The 16,839-nt window shown below is 33.9% G+C and carries 18 protein-coding genes; 10 read left to right on the top strand and 8 right to left on the bottom strand.

All coding sequences use genetic code 11. The features are described 5' to 3' along the window. Positions 1 to 156: 156 nt before the first annotated feature. The 3 genes from PH4a_RS15140 (at position 157) to arsC (ending at position 2,301) form a co-directional block, all read left to right on the top strand. Positions 157 to 492, top strand: coding sequence for a metalloregulator ArsR/SmtB family transcription factor (locus tag PH4a_RS15140; RefSeq protein ID WP_129040888.1), 336 nt, complete (start codon positions 157 to 159; stop codon positions 490 to 492). An 81-nt stretch (positions 493 to 573) separates the two neighbouring features. Continuing rightward, positions 574 to 1,857 (top strand): arsenic transporter, encoded by a 1,284-nt coding sequence (locus PH4a_RS15135; protein WP_129040885.1) that lies wholly within the window; start codon positions 574 to 576, stop codon positions 1,855 to 1,857. Positions 1,858 to 1,875: 18 nt separating this feature from the next. Then, positions 1,876 to 2,301 carry a glutaredoxin-dependent arsenate reductase gene (gene arsC, locus PH4a_RS15130; protein WP_129040883.1) on the top strand — a complete coding sequence of 142 codons (426 nt, stop codon included), beginning with the start codon at positions 1,876 to 1,878 and terminating at the stop codon, positions 2,299 to 2,301. 98 nt (positions 2,302 to 2,399) lie between these two features. Here arsC and PH4a_RS15125 read toward each other — a convergent pair whose 3' ends face one another. From PH4a_RS15125 to PH4a_RS15100, 6 genes are all read right to left on the bottom strand, one after another. Continuing rightward, positions 2,400 to 2,780 (bottom strand): VOC family protein, encoded by a 381-nt coding sequence (locus PH4a_RS15125; protein WP_129040881.1) that lies wholly within the window; start codon positions 2,778 to 2,780, stop codon positions 2,400 to 2,402. Positions 2,781 to 2,858: 78 nt separating this feature from the next. After that, positions 2,859 to 3,149: a VF530 family protein gene (locus PH4a_RS15120; protein WP_129040879.1), complete on the bottom strand. Its 291-nt coding sequence runs from the start codon at positions 3,147 to 3,149 to the stop codon at positions 2,859 to 2,861. A gap of 138 nt (positions 3,150 to 3,287) precedes the next feature. Then, complete coding sequence (locus PH4a_RS15115) at positions 3,288 to 4,889, bottom strand: MFS transporter (protein WP_129040877.1); 1,602 nt, start codon at positions 4,887 to 4,889, stop codon at positions 3,288 to 3,290. A 70-nt stretch (positions 4,890 to 4,959) separates the two neighbouring features. After that, complete coding sequence (locus PH4a_RS15110; protein ID WP_129040875.1) at positions 4,960 to 6,828, bottom strand: amidohydrolase; 1,869 nt, start codon at positions 6,826 to 6,828, stop codon at positions 4,960 to 4,962. A gap of 388 nt (positions 6,829 to 7,216) precedes the next feature. Then, on the bottom strand, positions 7,217 to 7,657 hold the full coding sequence (locus PH4a_RS15105; protein ID WP_129040873.1) for a hypothetical protein: 441 nt from the start codon (positions 7,655 to 7,657) through the stop codon (positions 7,217 to 7,219). A gap of 83 nt (positions 7,658 to 7,740) precedes the next feature. Beyond that, on the bottom strand, positions 7,741 to 8,643 hold the full coding sequence (locus PH4a_RS15100; RefSeq protein ID WP_129040871.1) for a LysR family transcriptional regulator: 903 nt from the start codon (positions 8,641 to 8,643) through the stop codon (positions 7,741 to 7,743). A 79-nt stretch (positions 8,644 to 8,722) separates the two neighbouring features. On the opposite strand from PH4a_RS15100, the gene PH4a_RS15095 reads away from it, so the two are divergent. The 3 genes from PH4a_RS15095 (at position 8,723) to PH4a_RS15085 (ending at position 10,729) form a co-directional block, all read left to right on the top strand. Next, a complete protein-coding gene (locus tag PH4a_RS15095) occupies positions 8,723 to 9,589 on the top strand; it encodes an HARLDQ motif MBL-fold protein (RefSeq protein ID WP_129040869.1) in 867 nt (288 codons plus the stop codon). Positions 9,590 to 9,689: 100 nt separating this feature from the next. Beyond that, positions 9,690 to 10,478 (top strand): MipA/OmpV family protein, encoded by a 789-nt coding sequence (locus PH4a_RS15090; protein WP_064719877.1) that lies wholly within the window; start codon positions 9,690 to 9,692, stop codon positions 10,476 to 10,478. A 14-nt stretch (positions 10,479 to 10,492) separates the two neighbouring features. Further along, the gene (locus tag PH4a_RS15085; RefSeq protein WP_129040867.1) at positions 10,493 to 10,729 is read left to right on the top strand and encodes a hypothetical protein; all 237 of its coding nucleotides are present in this window, start codon (positions 10,493 to 10,495) and stop codon (positions 10,727 to 10,729) included. A 100-nt stretch (positions 10,730 to 10,829) separates the two neighbouring features. Here the strand turns inward: PH4a_RS15085 and PH4a_RS15080 are convergent, their stop codons facing one another. Beyond that, positions 10,830 to 11,501, bottom strand: coding sequence for a Crp/Fnr family transcriptional regulator (locus PH4a_RS15080; RefSeq protein WP_129040865.1), 672 nt, complete (start codon positions 11,499 to 11,501; stop codon positions 10,830 to 10,832). A gap of 133 nt (positions 11,502 to 11,634) precedes the next feature. Between PH4a_RS15080 and add the strand changes: the two genes are divergently transcribed. Then, entirely contained in the window at positions 11,635 to 12,648 is a 1,014-nt protein-coding gene (gene add / locus PH4a_RS15075; RefSeq protein WP_129040863.1) for an adenosine deaminase, read from the top strand. Positions 12,649 to 12,719: 71 nt separating this feature from the next. On the opposite strand, the gene PH4a_RS15070 is transcribed toward add, so the two are convergent. Then, a complete protein-coding gene (locus PH4a_RS15070) occupies positions 12,720 to 13,634 on the bottom strand; it encodes a LysR family transcriptional regulator (RefSeq protein WP_129040860.1) in 915 nt (304 codons plus the stop codon). Positions 13,635 to 13,737: 103 nt separating this feature from the next. On the opposite strand from PH4a_RS15070, the gene PH4a_RS15065 reads away from it, so the two are divergent. From PH4a_RS15065 to PH4a_RS15055, 3 genes are all read left to right on the top strand, one after another. Continuing rightward, positions 13,738 to 14,208, top strand: a complete 471-nt coding sequence (locus tag PH4a_RS15065; RefSeq protein ID WP_064719872.1) for a DMT family transporter — start codon at positions 13,738 to 13,740, stop codon at positions 14,206 to 14,208. A gap of 817 nt (positions 14,209 to 15,025) precedes the next feature. After that, on the top strand, positions 15,026 to 15,724 hold the full coding sequence (locus PH4a_RS15060) for an ArsR/SmtB family transcription factor (RefSeq protein ID WP_129040858.1): 699 nt from the start codon (positions 15,026 to 15,028) through the stop codon (positions 15,722 to 15,724). Positions 15,725 to 16,107: 383 nt separating this feature from the next. Further along, the gene (locus PH4a_RS15055; protein WP_129040856.1) at positions 16,108 to 16,578 is read left to right on the top strand and encodes a hypothetical protein; all 471 of its coding nucleotides are present in this window, start codon (positions 16,108 to 16,110) and stop codon (positions 16,576 to 16,578) included. Positions 16,579 to 16,839 lie beyond the last annotated feature (261 nt).

Below are 16,839 nucleotides of genomic sequence, written 5' to 3'. Positions count from 1 at the left end.
CAATCAAAAAATTGCTCTGCTTTTTTATTGGCTGTGATCTAAAATCGAAATTGAGTAAAATCACAGATAATATATTTAACGTTATATATGTTTTGACGCATGTGTTTTTCAAGTGTACCTTATATAGTAAGGTAATAAAGGAGCAAAGGACTAAAAATGGAACCACTACAACTGTATAAACTATTAAGTGATCAAACAAGACTAAATATTGTTTTACTATTAAAAGCTTCTGGCGAGCTTTGTGTTTGTGATATTTATACTGCGTTAAATTTATCTCAACCTAAAACATCTCGTCATCTTGCTATGTTACGTGGTTCAGGATTATTACTCGATTCTAAACAGGGTAAATGGGTTCATTATCGACTTTCTCCAACATTGTTGCCTTGGGTAAAAAATATTATTGAACTAACTTATGCGATAGAAAAAAGCAGAGTATCTCTTTTACTAAAAGCGATAGAAAACAAAGATTCGATGTACAGTTGCTCCAATTAAATTTTTAACTAAACATATATGATTTTACATATATAACAAATGAGTCAAGTATCTAAATACACCTTTTAATCGAGATTTATTATGCTTATTGCAGCATCTATTTTTATTCTCACTATTACTTTTGTTATTTGGCAACCTAAAGGATTAGGAATTGGCTGGAGCGCTACACTAGGAGCGATACTAGCGCTTAGTTGTGGGGTAATTAGTTTTCAAGATATTCCCATTGTGTGGAATATTGTTTGGAATGCAACTGCTACCTTTGTTGCCGTTATTATTATTAGTTTACTTCTTGATGAAAGTGGGTTTTTTAAATGGGCCGCGCTACATGTTGCCAAATGGGGTAAAGGAAAAGGGCGATTACTATTTAGTTATATAATCTTACTAGGCGCGGTGGTTGCAGCTTTATTTGCTAATGATGGTGCTGCATTAATTTTAACGCCTATCGTTATTGCGATGTTATTAGCGCTTGGTTTTAGTAAAGGCACCACACTGGCTTTTGTTATGGCTGCTGGGTTTATTGCTGATACCGCTAGTTTGCCGCTTATTGTTTCTAATTTGGTGAATATTGTTTCTGCTGATTTTTTCCATATTGGCTTCAGCGAATACGCCTCAATTATGATACCTGTTGATATTGCGGCTATTATGGCTACGTTAATTATGTTGCATTGGTTTTTCAGTAAAGATATTCCTAAAAGTTATGATGTGTTAAAACTCGCTACGCCAATTTCAGCCATTAAAGATAACACCACCTTTAAAGCCGGTTGGTTTGTATTATTGCTTTTATTGGTGGGTTTCTTTGTTTTAGAACCGCTAGGTGTTCCCATTAGTGCGATAGCTGCTTTGGGCGCATTAGTACTGTATATTATTGCCGCCAAAGGGAAGGTCATCAACACCACCAAAGTATTAAAAGGTGCACCGTGGCAAATTGTTATTTTTTCTTTAGGTATGTATTTAGTGGTTTATGGCTTAAGAAATGCAGGTCTAACGCATTACCTGTCAGAAATTCTTAATATCCTAGCTGATAATGGACTTTGGATTGCCACATTAGGAACAGGTTTCATCACTGCATTTTTATCTTCAATGATGAACAATATGCCAACTGTGTTAATTGGTGCTTTATCGATAGAAGAGAGTAATGCGACGGGGTTGATCCAACAAGCTATGATTTATGCCAATGTGATTGGCGCTGATTTAGGTCCTAAAATTACACCAATTGGCAGTTTAGCGACGTTATTATGGCTACATGTTTTATCACAAAAGAATATGACTATTACATGGGGCTACTATTTTAAAACTGGCATTATTATGACTATTCCTGTTTTAACCGTCACATTAATCGCATTAGCACTGCGTTTGTCTTTTTAAATTAATGGTAATAACGATATGACAAACATAACTATTTATCATAATCCAAACTGTGGCACATCGCGTAATACTTTAGAGATGATACGAAATAGTGGTATAGAACCCACAATTGTTTATTACTTAGAAACACCGCCTACAAAATCAGAATTGATAAAATTAATTACAGAGATGAAAGTCACAGTGCGCTTTCTTTTACGTAAAAATGTTGAACCTTATGAACAATTAAAACTAGAAGACCCGACATTAACCGATGAACAATTAATTAGTGCAATGTTAAAGCATCCTATTTTAATTAATCGTCCTATTGTGGTAACTCCGTTAGGTACCAAATTATGTCGTCCTTCTGAAACAGTAATAGATATTCTGCCCAATAAACAGCAAGGAAGTTTTACTAAAGAAGAGGGTGAAAAGGTTATTGATAATATGGGTAATAGGCTGAAATAAGTCAAATAGGGGGAAATATCCCCCTAAGTATTAGGTCGGTTATTTAAATCATGTAGTTGGTTATTGGCTTTTTATAGCATTAATAATGTCAATAATATCTAATCAACATTTGTCGTATCTGTTGCACAGACTCGTAATCGATGACCATCTGGATCAAGTGCCACAAAAGTATAGCCAAAGTCTAATTGCTTAGGTGGCATCTCTATTTCTACCTTTAGCCCACACCACTGTTGATAAATTTTATTTACTTTATCGTAGGTTATATCAGACATACAAATTTCAAAACCACCAAATTGAGCTTGGGGCTTAGGGTCGATGCCGGTTTTAGATTGAATACCTAAAATAAAATCTGAAGATAACGCAAAAACAGAAAATTCACGATAACGTTCTAATGGTGCCGATTTTAAAATTTTCGCGTAAAAATCTGTACTTTTATCAACATCTTTAGCATAAATAATAATACTGTTTGGCTTAAACATACTCACTCCTTAAGATTTGCATTTATTCTTATCTTAATGCATTAGAGTGACAGAAATTGTCAGCATCAATATTAACACTTATTTCCCTCGGCTATTTGCCCAAGGATCACTATCGGGGTGATCGATAACCTCAATAACCTCATCAATATCGTCTTCTAGTGAATCAAGATATAACGCTTCAACTTCTGCGCGTGCCCACGGCGTTCTGCGAAGAAATTTTAAACTTGATTTCACACTTGGATCATTTTTAAAACAGTTGATATTAATCAGCTTACTTAATTTAGCCCAACCGTGTTTAGCCACTAAGGCATTAACCTGCATTTCAAGCGTCACGCCATGTAATGGATCTTTAGAAACATGTCCTGTCATTATTTTTTCCATCATGAAATAGAAGTAAAAGAAGCGATGCAGGTTACAAGAAAGCAGCGGCCGAGGCAATAAAATGCATATAGCCCACCTAATCAAAGTACAGATTACCTTAATAAGGAGGGCTAATATCAATAACACTTATTTATCTAGAGAAGGATCTATTGAGTGAGAAAATGCAGAAAAATAATGAGTTACTTTTTTCTTACTAATAATCTTATCTAGTTGTTGCTGTAACTGCTTGTCATCTAGAGTCGCTCTATCGTGTTGGCGGCGATGCTCTACCCACGAAGACACCATAAACGTTTCAATAAATCCCTCATGGATCTCTGAAGAGGTAAATAATCCCCAAGAATAGCCACCATCTCTTAAGCGAATAATTTTTAATTGGTTCATTAACGCTAAAAATTGCGTACGATGTTCTATTTCCACATGATAACGAATTGAAACTAACACGGGGTCTTTATCGCCAGTTGTTTCAATTAATTCATCCGCAAGAGAAAAATGATCAGAGTGTTGTAAATTGAGGTTGTCATGTTCAAGCTTAACTCTTAATACACATAACCAAACTAAAATGATACCGACAGTGGCAGAAAATAACGCAATAGTGACGGATGTGTGTGATGCAATTTGCCCCCAAACTAAAGATCCTAATGCCATAGAGCCAGAAAATACGGTTAAATAGAGTGCTAACCCTCTTGCTCTAACCCAATTAGGTAGTGCGGTTTGGGCGGATACCATTAATGTTGATAAAGTAACTATCCAACTGAATCCGGCTAAAAGACTAGAAAAAATTGCTAAGTATTTTGACGTCGCGCTGGCAAAAATAAATAACACCAGAGCCGTACCTATTGTGCCAAAGGCAATAAGTGCATTTGTGCTGAATTTCTCACGCAGTGTCGATAAACTAAATGCGCCACAAACTGCACCAATACCAATGCTGGTGGTTAATAAACCATATAATGTAGCATCACCTTGAAGCGAAACCCGAGCAACCAAAGGCAACATTGCCCAGTACGCACTAGCAAAAACAAAAAAGCTTGCTGCACGAATGATCGTTTTAATCAAAGCCGGACTATAACGGGCATAACGCAGACCAGAGATCATTGCAGCAATAACCGATTCTGCTGGCAGTTTATCATCCGTTTTTTTCTCGCCATTCCACCACCAAACAGCGAAAATAATGGCAATAAAGCTTAATGCATTGAGTAAAAAAGGCAGATATAAACCTACTTGAGAGATTAATATGCCCGCCAATGCAGGTCCTATCGCTCGACTGATGTTAATTCCCATACTGTTTAAGGCAATACCCGCTTTTAATTCATTTGGCGCAACAATGCTTGGCACTATAGCTTGCCATGCAGGTCCTAAAAAAGCCGCACCAGAGCCAAGCACAAAAGTAATGAGTAATAACCAGCCAATACTAATTACATTGAAATAAACTAACACGGCTAATAATGCGGCAGCCATAAGCATTAAAATATTAACGATAATAAGTAGTTTTCTTTTATCAAAAATATCAGCGATAGCACCCGCGGGAAGTGCGAGCAAGAACACAGGTAGAGTGGTCATTGCTTGAATGGCAGCGATCATTACAGGATCAGGACTTAAATTAGTCATTAGCCAGCCAGCACCAACATCGTTCATCCAAGTACCAATATTAGAAAATAGTGTCGCCATCCATAACATAAAAAATACACGATTGCGTAAGGGCGACCATGCTGAAGTTCGCTGCGTTGCCATAGTGATACTTCTCTCTGTTTAGCTGACCAGCAATATTATTGCTGGCCATAATAAGTAAGGGATAAAAACATTAGAATGCAAAGCAAGAGCAACCTACAGCGCCCCAAAAAGCATTATCATCTGAAATAGGAATACCCGATTTACGTGCAATATCGTGCTGGTGTCCATGAACATGACAAGCACCACAGCATTGATGCAATTGATTTAATACTGCACTTTGAGTTTCTTGCTGTAGATATGAGTAGTGACCTGGCACTTTGGTAACCGGCGACCAATCAGGTAACACAGGAATAGAAGGTGGTGCTAACGGTGCAAATGTGTCGTTTGCATAAACAATTTTGCCATTAACAACAGTCAGCAGTGATTCAATTGCTTTAATTTCTGCTTCTGGTACCGCAAAATAATTAGCAGAAAGGGCGACAAAATCAGCAAGTTGGCCTTGTTTAATTTGTCCTTTTTTGCCTTGCTCATTAGAGAACCACGAGCTTCCCATCGTCCAGAGCATTAATGCAGTATCTCTATCTAAACGATTATTAGCATCATACATTTGCATACCACCCACAGTACGACCTGAAACTAACCAATAAAGCGCTGTCCACGGGTTATAACTTGCAACACGAGTGGCATCTGTACCTAAACCAACGGGTACATTAGCATTGAGCATTTTGGCTATAGGTGGGGTATGTTTAACCGCTTCAGCTCCATAGCGCTGAGAAAAATATTCCCCCTGAAACGCCATGCGATGCTGAATCGCTAATCCACCGCCTAACGCTTTTACCCGTTCAATATTCTTCTCACTGATAGTTTCTGCATGATCAAAAAACCAATGTAATCCATCAAAAGGAATATCTTTATTCACTTTTTCAAATACATCTAACATGCGACTAATGGATTCGTTGTAAGTGGCATGTAAACGAAATGGCCAACGGTGTTCAACTAAATGGCGGATCACCTTTTCTAGTTCAGCGTCCATATTTTCAGGTAGGTCGGGTCTTGGCTGTAAAAAGTCTTCAAAATCAGCCGCTGAGAAAACTAACATTTCACCCGCACCATTATGGCGATAAAAATCGCTGCCTTCCCCTGGAGATACCATCGATGTCCATTGCTGAAAGTCTTCAAACTCTTGTTTTGGTCGTTGAGTAAATAAATTATAAGCGATACGAATAGTAAGCTGTTCATGTCTTGCTAATTCAGCAATGACTTCATAATCTTCAGGATAGTTTTGAAATCCACCGCCAGCGTCTATTGCACTAGTAACACCAAGGCGATTGAGTTCTCGCATAAATTGACGAGTGGAGTTTACTTGGTAATCAAGAGGTAACGTTGGGCCTTTAGCTAAGGCAGAATAAAGTAACATTGCGTTAGGTTTAGCAATTAATAATCCCGTTGGGTGACCATTCGTGTCACGTTGAATTTCACCACCTGGGGGATTAGGGGTATCTTTGGTATAACCAATAGCCCGTAATGCGGCTTTATTGAGTAACGCACTATCATATAAGTGGAGCACAAATACAGGGGTATCAGGAGAAACCGCATTAATCTCATCTAAGGTTGGCATCCGTCTTTCAGCAAATTGGAATTCACTCCAACCACCAACAACACGTACCCATTGAGGTGAGGGGGTCACTTGTGCTTGTGCTTTTAGCATCTCAAGGGCAATAGAGAGAGAAGGTACGCCTTCCCAGCGCAATTCAAGATTGTAATTTAATCCACCACGAATAAGGTGAAGGTGTGAGTCATTTAATCCCGGAATAATAACGTGATTTTTAAGGTCGATTATTTTTGTTTCATCATTTTTAAACTGCATGGCTTCATCATTTGAGCCAACAAAAAGAAATTTACCTTTTGCGATAGCAACAGCTTCAACGATAGGATCCTCTCTATCAAGCGTGTGAATATCACCATTGATAAATATTTCTGACGCGAAAGATTTATTCATGATTTTTGATTTCCTATTGTAGAGGAATTACCCCTTTCTTAAATGAAAAGGAGATAAATCACTAGAATATAAACAATATAGATAATGATTTTTAAGCGTAACTAATTAATAATTAAACCAATAATTTTACTGATATTTATTTCAATAGATTAATTAAAATTGTAGCGTAACTTTGTATCATTACCATTTAAAACATTTGTTTTAAGAACTCAAAAAAAATGAACAACTTAAATCGGCCATTTGAATGACCAATCTAACATGTTGATTTAATATTACTTTTATAAATTCAGATAACTAATTATGAATAATAAATACCGCTAGATGTACATATGAAAAATAAAGATATCACGATACTTAAATATATCTTTTATTTTAAATAAAAAATAATTTATCCCGCATGACTAGTCATATAATAAATTTTCCATTTATTATCACCAATATGTCTTAATGTAATTCTAAGATCTGAGGCTCCTTTAAATTCTAAATTGACATCTTTCATTTCTATTTCAGAACCATTAAACCAACGACGTAGCCGATTACCGTTTGTTTGATTTGGAAAATTATAAGCAAAGGTATAATTAGAGCCTCTTATTTCTCTGAATACTTTTTCTTTAAACGCTTCTAATGTTTTTCCTGTATACATATTCTTTTGTGTTAGTTCAAATGCTTGCTCAAACTGTTTGTTGTTAATGTTATTAAGAAAATCAGTTGCAATTTGGCGTTGATAGGAAAAAGAATAGGGTAACTTAAGCCAATAAAATGACCCAAAAGCTAAAATAATTAATAGAAGTAATAAAGATAAGAGCGTCTGTTTATGTGTTTTTTTCATGATGTTGAGAATTAGGTTTCATAATAATATAGTTAAATTATTTTAGACTAAAACACAGAAATTTTAATCTGTATTAATAATAGTCAGATATAAAAAGATTTAAGCTTTAATTTTAAAGATGAAATTGTTTTTTTCTTCCAAGGTGATAACGACTTTCTATGCATCAAAAATAATTTACCAATAGCTAATTCATCGTTAAGCTGTAATTCATAAACTCTTGTCTTTTCTGGTAAAACATCTAGCCACGGTTTTGGCACTATAGCAATATAAGGCGCCGCAGTAATTGCAGGGATCACCTGCGAATAATCATGACATTTAAATCCAATACTTCGATTTAAACCTCTTCTACGTAATTGCCTATCTATTTCATTGTCATCTTGCCCCCAGGGTAAACAATAAACATGCTGATAAGCAACTAGCTGCTCAAGACTTATTTGATTAACGCCTTTAAAGTTTGCACGTAATGGTTCACCATAAATGACGACCAATCTTGCACATCCTACATCATCAAAACGCAATGAAGACACTGGGTTTTGATAATCACCAACAGCCAAAACTAAATCGACACTTCCATCAAGTACTTCCTCTCTCCATGAACGTCGTTGAAAGGGTATGCACTCTAGCGAAAAATTCAGTTGTGAAGATAAACTCGCTAACGTTGAAGTAATCACGCTCGTTAATGCTGGTGGAATAACTATCTTGAATTCTTTTACTTCCTCATTGGCATCTTTAAATAAATCATCATTTAACGAAATAAATAACGGTACCAACCGCGTTTTTAATGCTAAAGCAAAAGGTGTTGGCACTTGGCAATTATTCTCTCTTTTAAAAAGCGGATCATTTAAAGCGACACGAAGCCGGCTTAATGCGTGACTTACCGCAGAAGAAGATATACCAAGTTTTAGTGCTGCATCTCGGGTTGATCCCGTTTGAAGAAGGGCATACAAAACTTTAAGGAGATTAAAATCAAATTGAGCAATATTCATTTTAGTTGCTTACTAATGAGCAGAATTCATTTTCTTTATACTAAAATCAGCTTTCAATTACAAATGATTAACGGAAAAGATGAAAAAACTAACACTATTAGCATTGGGAATGATGTTTGCGCCTATCGCTGTGGAAGCTTTAAATCCAGCGCAACCATTATCAAAGGCACCACCCATGAATATATTTCAAGAATGGGCAAAACCTATTGATCCGTTTGAAATCGCGCCACAAGTTTGGTATGTCGGTACAAAAAATCTGACATCTATTTTATTAACAACAGATCATGGCCATATTCTAATTGATGCAGGGCTTAATGAAAGCGCATTGCAAATAAAGAAAAATATCGAAACCATTGGTTTTGATGTGAAAGATATAAAATATATTTTAAATAGCCACGCCAGATTAGATCAAGCGGGAGGAATTGCATTACTAAAAGAGCTTAGTGGTGCAAAAGTTGTATCAAATAAAATAAATGCTCAACAATTAAAATTAGGCGGCGCTGAAGATTTTGCATTAGGTGATGCACTATTATTTCCACCAGTTGATACTGATATAGAATTATTAGATAACGAGTCGTTTGTAGTGGGTAATATTGTTATTACCGCGTTATTCACGCCAGGTCATTTACCAGGAAGTACATCATGGAAAATAACATTAAAGAATGATGATGTATTGATTTATGCGGATAGCTTAGCTACACCTGATTATTTTTTAAAAAACAATCTAAATTACCCTGAAATAGTTGAGGATTTAAAATATAGTCAAAATGTTTTAGCTAATCAAAAGGTTGATATATTTATTGCTAGCAAAGGTGATAGGTTTAACCTTGTGAATAAATTGAACAAACTAAACAATGGAGATAAATTTGCCTTTTATGACAGCGAAGGATTAAAAGAATATATTGAAAAATCAAAATTATCTTTAATAAAACAGTTGGAAGAATAGCGCTAAATATTATTTATTAATATTACCTAATTACTTTTTATTTTTATTTTTATTTTTATTAACCACTATTTATATTTCATTATTTCTGCATAGGAACATTATGTCATTTAAACATATTGCAGCTACGCTGCCTCTTATTATTTCATCGCCATTAATGGCTGGTGATATTCAATTTGGATTGGGTCTAGGAATGGCCTCGGCTTATGAGGGTTCTAATAAATATATTGTCACTCCTGATGTTATAGCACAATATACAGCAACGACAGAGAGTTATGGTGTTTTTAGCATAGGAACCCAAGGTGCTAAGTGGCAATATAATCTCTTTGACAACCTCAATTTCGGAATAATTGGCAGTTATATGCAAGGAAGAAAAGAGGAAATAGGTTTTGCAGGTAATAAAAATAAAGATTTAAAAGGCATGGGAGACTTAAAAGGCGCAGCAGCAGCTGGGATTGAGTTAAATTATGTAATAAATAAAAACATTGTTTATATTAACTCTCTCACTGCACTCGGAAATAGAGAATATGGTGATATTAATGTTGATAATGCAACACGAATTGAGTTTGGTATAAATTCACATTTTGACTTAAATAATGATTGGTCAATTGATTCAAATATCTCAACGCGTTATGTAAATAAAAATTATAACCAAGCTTATTTTGGTGTTAGTCATCAGCAATCTTTAGATACTGAATTTACAGAGTTTATTCCTAAGGCAGGTTTTAAAGATGTGGGCGCTTTATTTGCTATTAACTATAAAATAAATAACGATTTTTATTTAAACTTCAAAAATGGAGGTTACTATTTATTAGGTGATGCCGCCAATAGCAGTATTACGCAACAAAAATATGGCCTAATAACTATTATCGGCTTGTCTTATTCATTTTAATTTAAGTGTATACAATGAAATTTTTTAAGATATTTACTGTTATTTTAGCCGTATTAATATTATCCGGCTGTGTTGCTGGTCCTGGTTGGTATAAAGAGGGGGTGCCTTATGATGACTCTCAAAATACATTAGCAAAATGTAAGTTTGATATTGGAATTGCAAAAGTAAATTCTAACGAAAAAACCGAGCTTATTGCTGAATGTATGAAGTCTCAAGGTTATAGATATAAAAACTATTCACATAGCTATTAAACCCTCGCTATATTATAAAAAACAAACTGTTTATTCATAGCCGCATAATTTATCAATATTAGAAAATAGGTTTATTGCTATTTAATACATTAAACCTATTTTATTCTTTTATTTCAGCAAGTTTTTCACTATCCAATATCGTTATTGATTTGTTCTTTAGCGTAATAATATTTATGGAAACTAAATAGGTTAATGCTCGATTTAATTGCCTAGTTGAAACACCTAACATAGCAGAAAGGGCATCTCTTTTTTCTAAGTGAAAAGATAATCCATTTTGCTGTGTTTTAAAGAGTAGATATCGACGTAGTTTAAATTCAACGCAATAGTGTGACTGAGAATGCAATATTGATGAATGATAAAGTTTTTTACTCAGCTGGCGACAAATAAACGTTAGAAACTCAGTGTTATGTAATGCTTTTTGTTGCACGATATTAAGTGGTAAGGTTAATAAATAGCAGGGTGTTATTGCTTGTACTGCACCGAAGTTTACTTGCTGATTATCTAAAAATAACTCTAAATCACCAATAACAGAAAATGCCTCTTCAAATGAAAATATAATGCGGTTGCCGTTTATTTCATATCGCTCAACTTGTAATTTTCCTTCAACCAGACAATATAAATGAGTCATCTGACTATTTTGAGTGAGTAAATATTCTCCTGCATTAATTTTCATTAATCTTAATGAAAATAAGAGATCATCAGAAAAACACAAATCTAGCTCGTGCTTTCTTATAAAATTATTTCGTGTTTTTTTCTCACTGATTATTTCCATGCCGTTGCTCTATGCCCAATTATCTTAGATTAAATATTACCGATAATACCATTTTGATAATAGGGCATATGTCCTTTTTCTAGTCTGTTTACCTTGGTAGAGTAATCTAAATTTCATCTTAGAGAAGAATATAATGAAACACTTACTTAATGATGTTGAAGCCTTTAATCCCACTATATTGCCTAAAGTTGAACTACATGTACATTTAGATACTTCTTTGAGCTATTTTTATGTTAAACAGATTTATCCTGATATGGATTTGGCTGAATTTAATCGCACCTTTGTCGCTACTGAACAATGTTTTGATTTAGGTGATTTTTTAAGTAAGATCACACCACAAATTGATATTTTACAAACTAAAACAGCAATAACATTAGCTGTTAATGATCTTTTCCATCAAATTAAAGCTGATAACGTTATTTATGCTGAATTAAGATTTGCACCTTTATTACACACAAAAAACGGCTTAACAGCAAAAGAGGTCGTTGAAATTGTTATTAATGCAATGAACGCATCTGCTCAAAAACAAGGAATTCAAGCAAGATTGATTCTTTGTACGCTTCGCCATTTTAATAAAGCACAAAGTATGCAAACAGCTAAATTAGTGGTCGATTATCAATATAAAGGTGTTGTTGCTCTTGATTTAGCCGCAGACGAAGCACGCTTTTCATTAGTAAATCATATTGCCGCTTTTGATTATGTAAAAAAAGCAGGTAGCAACCTTATTGCTCATGCAGGAGAAGCGAAAGGCGCTGAAAGCGTAAATGAAACATTAGATAAACTGCAAGTAACACGTATTGGTCATGGTGTAAGAAGTATTGAAGATATGACCGTTATTGAAAAACTTAAAAATAATAATATTTTATTAGAGGTTTGTCCTAGCTGTAATATTATCTGCAATGTATACAATACGATAGAACAACATTCTGTCGATAAATTAAAAAAGCAGGGTGTTAAATTAAATATTAATACTGATGCTAGAACTGTAGCAAATACAACATTAAATAAAGAGTATCAGCTACTACATGATGTTTTTGGTTGGAATAAAGAGGACTTCCAACAATGTAATATAGACGCAATTGAAGCAAGTTTTATTTCTAAAGAGTTAAAAATTAGCTTAATCAGCAAGATCCGTAATGAAAAGTAGCTGAAGTGAAATAGATATTAAAAACGATACAGCTTGATAAATTAGCCCATATCGTTATTGATATAATAAGATTATTGCTGCTCTTTAGTTTCATCTTTTAAAAGGTTAATAATAGTTTCTCTTAACCAGTTTAATGCGCTGTCATTATCACTGCGCTGATGCCATATCATTTGAAATTCTAAGGCTGGAATATCAAAAGGAGGTTTAAAAATAGAAAAATTTTCAATCATATCTTTAGGGATCGCTTTTTGCGCTATTGTAAGAATAAGATTAGTCTTCTCTAATAATTGAGGGGCTATCTGCCAATAAGGTACTGTAATAGCGATACGGCGCTGTTGATTAATTAATTGAAGGTGATGATCAATTTCATTGGCATCGAAAGGTTTCATACTAACTAATATATGAGGGTATGAAAGCCAATCAGTTAAGCTAATCGTTAATTTAGGATAAACCGATTTATCCATAACACTGACTAACTTATCCGTAAATATCGACTGAGAGCGCAGTGTATAATCTAATGAGTTAAATACTCCAAATGCGAGGTCTAAACTTCCTTCATGTAATTTACTTTGCATTTCTTCTCGACTGCAATGCCATATTTTAATATCCACATCTGGTGCATATGTACATAAATAATGAATTAATTTTATGGAAATAAGAGCCGCACCATAATCTGACATCGCAATATTAAATCGTCGCTGGCAATGAATAGGCTTAAAATCTTGCTGCTCAATAATGCCATCTAGCTGTATTAATGCTTGAGCTAATGGCTGATATAATGATTCGGCCTTGCTTGTTAATTGATATTGACCATTATGACGAATAAGAAGGGGGTCTTGAAACAATTCTCTAAGATGATTTAAGGAGTGGCTAACCGCTGGCTGACTTTTATGTAGTAGCTCCGCAGCTCTGCTAACATGACGTTCTCTTAACAAAAAGAACAAAGTAACCATTTGATTTAAATCTAATTTTCTTAAGTTATTCACGCTACGAATACCACCTTATAAAATTGTTCATTTCCCAATGTTGAGACCGCTCACTAATATGATGCTAAATCATTATTGATAAAACATTAATCGTGAGGTTTTTATGTCAACTCTTTCATTATCAGGGATTTTACTCGCAATATTTGCACTACTTGCAGGTGCAGTTGTTCCAATTCAAGCCGCAAGCAATGCTATCTTAGCACGCCAATTAGGCCATCCATTATGGGCAAGTGCAATATCATTATTAGTCAGCATTATGGTTTTAATTCCGTTACTATTTATTTTTAAAGTACCAAGACCTAATTTTAGTGTAGAGATTTTTAGTCAACCAATATGGATCTGGTTTGGTGGTATTGCTGGTATGCTTTACCTTACTTCTGCATTAATTTTAGTCCCTAAAATCGGCAGTACGACCTTTTTTGTTATGGTTATTGCGGGGCAATTGATTATTTCAGCGCTTATAGAGCAATTCGGTTGGTTTGGTATGAACCAAAGCTCAATTCCATTAAGCAAGATTTTTGGTATTGGGTTAGTTATTTTAGGTGTTTTATGCGTCCAATTTTCAAGAAAATAATATTTAAAAAAAATATATTGGTAAATATATAACTCAAGAATATTCACATAATATTATTATCAATTATTGCTTTGCAATCAGTTGGCTAATATTGATGGACTAGAACCCCTTAGTATTTCTATTATTTAATTTATACAGATGCAATTAAAAAATATATTTTAGCTGCATCTATTTTTTTGTTCCTTACAATACGACCAACCGGTAGGTAGCGATATAAAAAAGAGGGTAAAATGGGAATTTGAAAAATTAACTCGTGCCTCAATGCTTGAATTTTCACTGTATGGCTATAATGGCTCATCGGGTTAGTTATTATCTTAGGAGTTATAGTTCATACAGCAATAGGAATAACGCTACTTATTGCAACGAATATTGACAATATATCACTGATAACATTTGGTACATTATTGGCAATAGGCGTAGGAGCATTAGGATTAATATTTGGTAATTTAACAGCATTAACAATGGCAAGTGTTAAATCTCAATCGGGTATTGCATCTTTCACTTATGGGAATGCTGCAATATTTAAATTCGACCACTTCAGGCTATTTTATTAATTTAATTCCTAGCATTACCTATCAATTACCTTTTGTATTCTTCTTATGTAGGTTACCTTCTATGTCATCTTTAGGTATAGCATTATTTAAGATTAAAAAAGTAGTTATAAGATAATCATTAAAAAACAGTACAAATAAATATTTATAATATCAATTTTATAGCAGCTTTGGCTTTTGACTACAAATTTAGCAGCCTAATATCATAATTACTGATAAAGTGTTTATTATAGGGTTATAAGGTGTAGAGTCATGGAGAATTATAAATGACAAAGTTAAATTTAGAAATAACACATGAATCTACATTAGAATCAGAAATAGCCACTATTGGAGCGGCTATTTCTGATGGTTCTAGAGTTAAAATACTATGTGCTTTAATGGATGGAAGGGCATGGACAGCGACTGAACTGAGTGTTGCAGCAGAAGTATCTGCATCAACCACAAGTAGTCATTTAACTAAATTAGTGAACAGTCAATTAATTACCGTAATTTCACAAGGAAAGTATCGTTATTTTCGACTTGCTAATGAAAGAGTTGCCAGTGTTATTGAAAGCATTATGGGATTATCTGTGAGTAATATCTCAAAAGCCAAAATCACAACACCATTAAATATTAGAAAATCGAGAACCTGTTATAACCATTTAGCCGGTGAAATTGCTGTTAGTATTTATGATTCACTTTGCCAAAAAAAATGGATCACAGAAAATGGATTAGAAATTACAACGTTGGGTTTAGAAGAGTTTAAAAAGATGGGCATCAATTTTGAATTCAATAACTCAAGAAAAATTTGCTGTCCATGTTTAGATTGGAGTGAACGCCGTTTTCATTTAGGTGGACAAGTTGGAGTGCTTTTTTTTATGCACGCTGAAAAACAAAGTTGGCTTATAAGGCATCCTGGTCATAGAGAGATTACGATTAGCGCAAAAGGGCATAAGATATTTGCCAAGTATTTCGATATCGTGTAGTTAACTGGATTAACAACATCTTTATTAGTCATCCATATACGCAATTTAACATAATATACATTATACGAATATTGATATCTAGATACGGATAATCAATGAAATCTCTGTTTTTGGCTGGTTGATTATGTTGGTTTATTTCAATTATTATCTTCTAAGATAAATACTATTATATAAGTTTACTCTCCATATTCAGTATCGATGCTACTAATCTTGTCTCTTGCTCTACAATTTAACTATTTGTTTTGCTTTTAAGTTCTCATTTTTTATCTTCTGTTAGTTATCTACTTCTAGTAAAAATTTTTTATGATAGTATAGAAAAATTAATCAATTTGGTGAGCGGTTTTGGCCACTCTATTTTAGTAAAATACTATCGGAGAATATTTATGGAGTCAGCAAATAATAACATTAGCAATTCAGTCTACAAGTTTTCATGGGTAGCATATATTCGACCAATCATTGTGCTGTTGATAATATTATTAATTGGCTTTGGGTTCTCGCAGTCAAACATAACCATATTATCAATAGCTGGCTACATTATTATTATTGCTGGAATAATTAATTTCATATGTAACATTCTATTTTTAAAAACATTTTACTTCTGGATTGATGATACAGGCGTCTGGGTGTTCAGAGGTATATTTCCTTGGACAAAAGGAAAATCAGGGACAACTTGGAGAGACGTATCAGATGCGATTTATTTCACTGGATTTATAAGCTGGTCAACTAAATCTTATAAAATAAGAGTCGGACATCGATTCACCAAAACTAGTGAACTCATCATTCCTCATTTAAAAAATGGAGATCTCGCTGTTATAGCGATAAATGAAACTGTTCAGTCTAAATTTAGAGATTAGTGTAATCTTTCTAATCTATGCCAGCTTCGCTATTCAGGTAAACCTAAGTTTTACCGAAATGGAGAAGCTTTTTATTATACGTTTTTTCTTTGTGTTATTGATACATAATTTTAATCCATTTTGAAATAATATAGACTATAACTATTCTAAAATAACTATTCTAAAATAACTATTCTAAAATAACTTATTAAAATAAAAAGTTATTTATACTTTCAAAAAGTATCATAAATGGTTAGGATATTTTTCATAACCATAGTGAAC

The sequence above is a fragment of the Proteus hauseri genome, assembly GCF_004116975.1.
Classification (GTDB): Bacteria; Pseudomonadota; Gammaproteobacteria; order Enterobacterales; family Enterobacteriaceae; genus Proteus; species Proteus hauseri.
Note: the sequence above shows the minus strand (reverse complement) of the source record. Positions and strands in the feature narration are given on the sequence as shown.

Excerpts from the sequence above, each read along its gene's own strand:
- PH4a_RS15140 (WP_129040888.1), top strand. The coding sequence starts at position 157 with ATGGAACCACTACAACTGTATAAACTATTAAGTGATCAAACAAGACTA.
- PH4a_RS15135 (WP_129040885.1), top strand. The coding sequence starts at position 574 with ATGCTTATTGCAGCATCTATTTTTATTCTCACTATTACTTTTGTTATT.
- arsC (WP_129040883.1), top strand. The coding sequence starts at position 1,876 with ATGACAAACATAACTATTTATCATAATCCAAACTGTGGCACATCGCGT.
- PH4a_RS15125 (WP_129040881.1), bottom strand. The coding sequence starts at position 2,780 with ATGTTTAAGCCAAACAGTATTATTATTTATGCTAAAGATGTTGATAAA.
- PH4a_RS15120 (WP_129040879.1), bottom strand. The coding sequence starts at position 3,149 with ATGACAGGACATGTTTCTAAAGATCCATTACATGGCGTGACGCTTGAA.
- PH4a_RS15115 (WP_129040877.1), bottom strand. The coding sequence starts at position 4,889 with ATGGCAACGCAGCGAACTTCAGCATGGTCGCCCTTACGCAATCGTGTA.
- PH4a_RS15110 (WP_129040875.1), bottom strand. The coding sequence starts at position 6,828 with ATGAATAAATCTTTCGCGTCAGAAATATTTATCAATGGTGATATTCAC.
- PH4a_RS15105 (WP_129040873.1), bottom strand. The coding sequence starts at position 7,657 with ATGAAAAAAACACATAAACAGACGCTCTTATCTTTATTACTTCTATTA.
- PH4a_RS15100 (WP_129040871.1), bottom strand. The coding sequence starts at position 8,643 with ATGAATATTGCTCAATTTGATTTTAATCTCCTTAAAGTTTTGTATGCC.
- PH4a_RS15095 (WP_129040869.1), top strand. The coding sequence starts at position 8,723 with ATGAAAAAACTAACACTATTAGCATTGGGAATGATGTTTGCGCCTATC.
- PH4a_RS15090 (WP_064719877.1), top strand. The coding sequence starts at position 9,690 with ATGTCATTTAAACATATTGCAGCTACGCTGCCTCTTATTATTTCATCG.
- PH4a_RS15085 (WP_129040867.1), top strand. The coding sequence starts at position 10,493 with ATGAAATTTTTTAAGATATTTACTGTTATTTTAGCCGTATTAATATTA.
- PH4a_RS15080 (WP_129040865.1), bottom strand. The coding sequence starts at position 11,501 with ATGGAAATAATCAGTGAGAAAAAAACACGAAATAATTTTATAAGAAAG.
- add (WP_129040863.1), top strand. The coding sequence starts at position 11,635 with ATGAAACACTTACTTAATGATGTTGAAGCCTTTAATCCCACTATATTG.
- PH4a_RS15065 (WP_064719872.1), top strand. The coding sequence starts at position 13,738 with ATGTCAACTCTTTCATTATCAGGGATTTTACTCGCAATATTTGCACTA.
- PH4a_RS15060 (WP_129040858.1), top strand. The coding sequence starts at position 15,026 with ATGACAAAGTTAAATTTAGAAATAACACATGAATCTACATTAGAATCA.
- PH4a_RS15055 (WP_129040856.1), top strand. The coding sequence starts at position 16,108 with ATGGAGTCAGCAAATAATAACATTAGCAATTCAGTCTACAAGTTTTCA.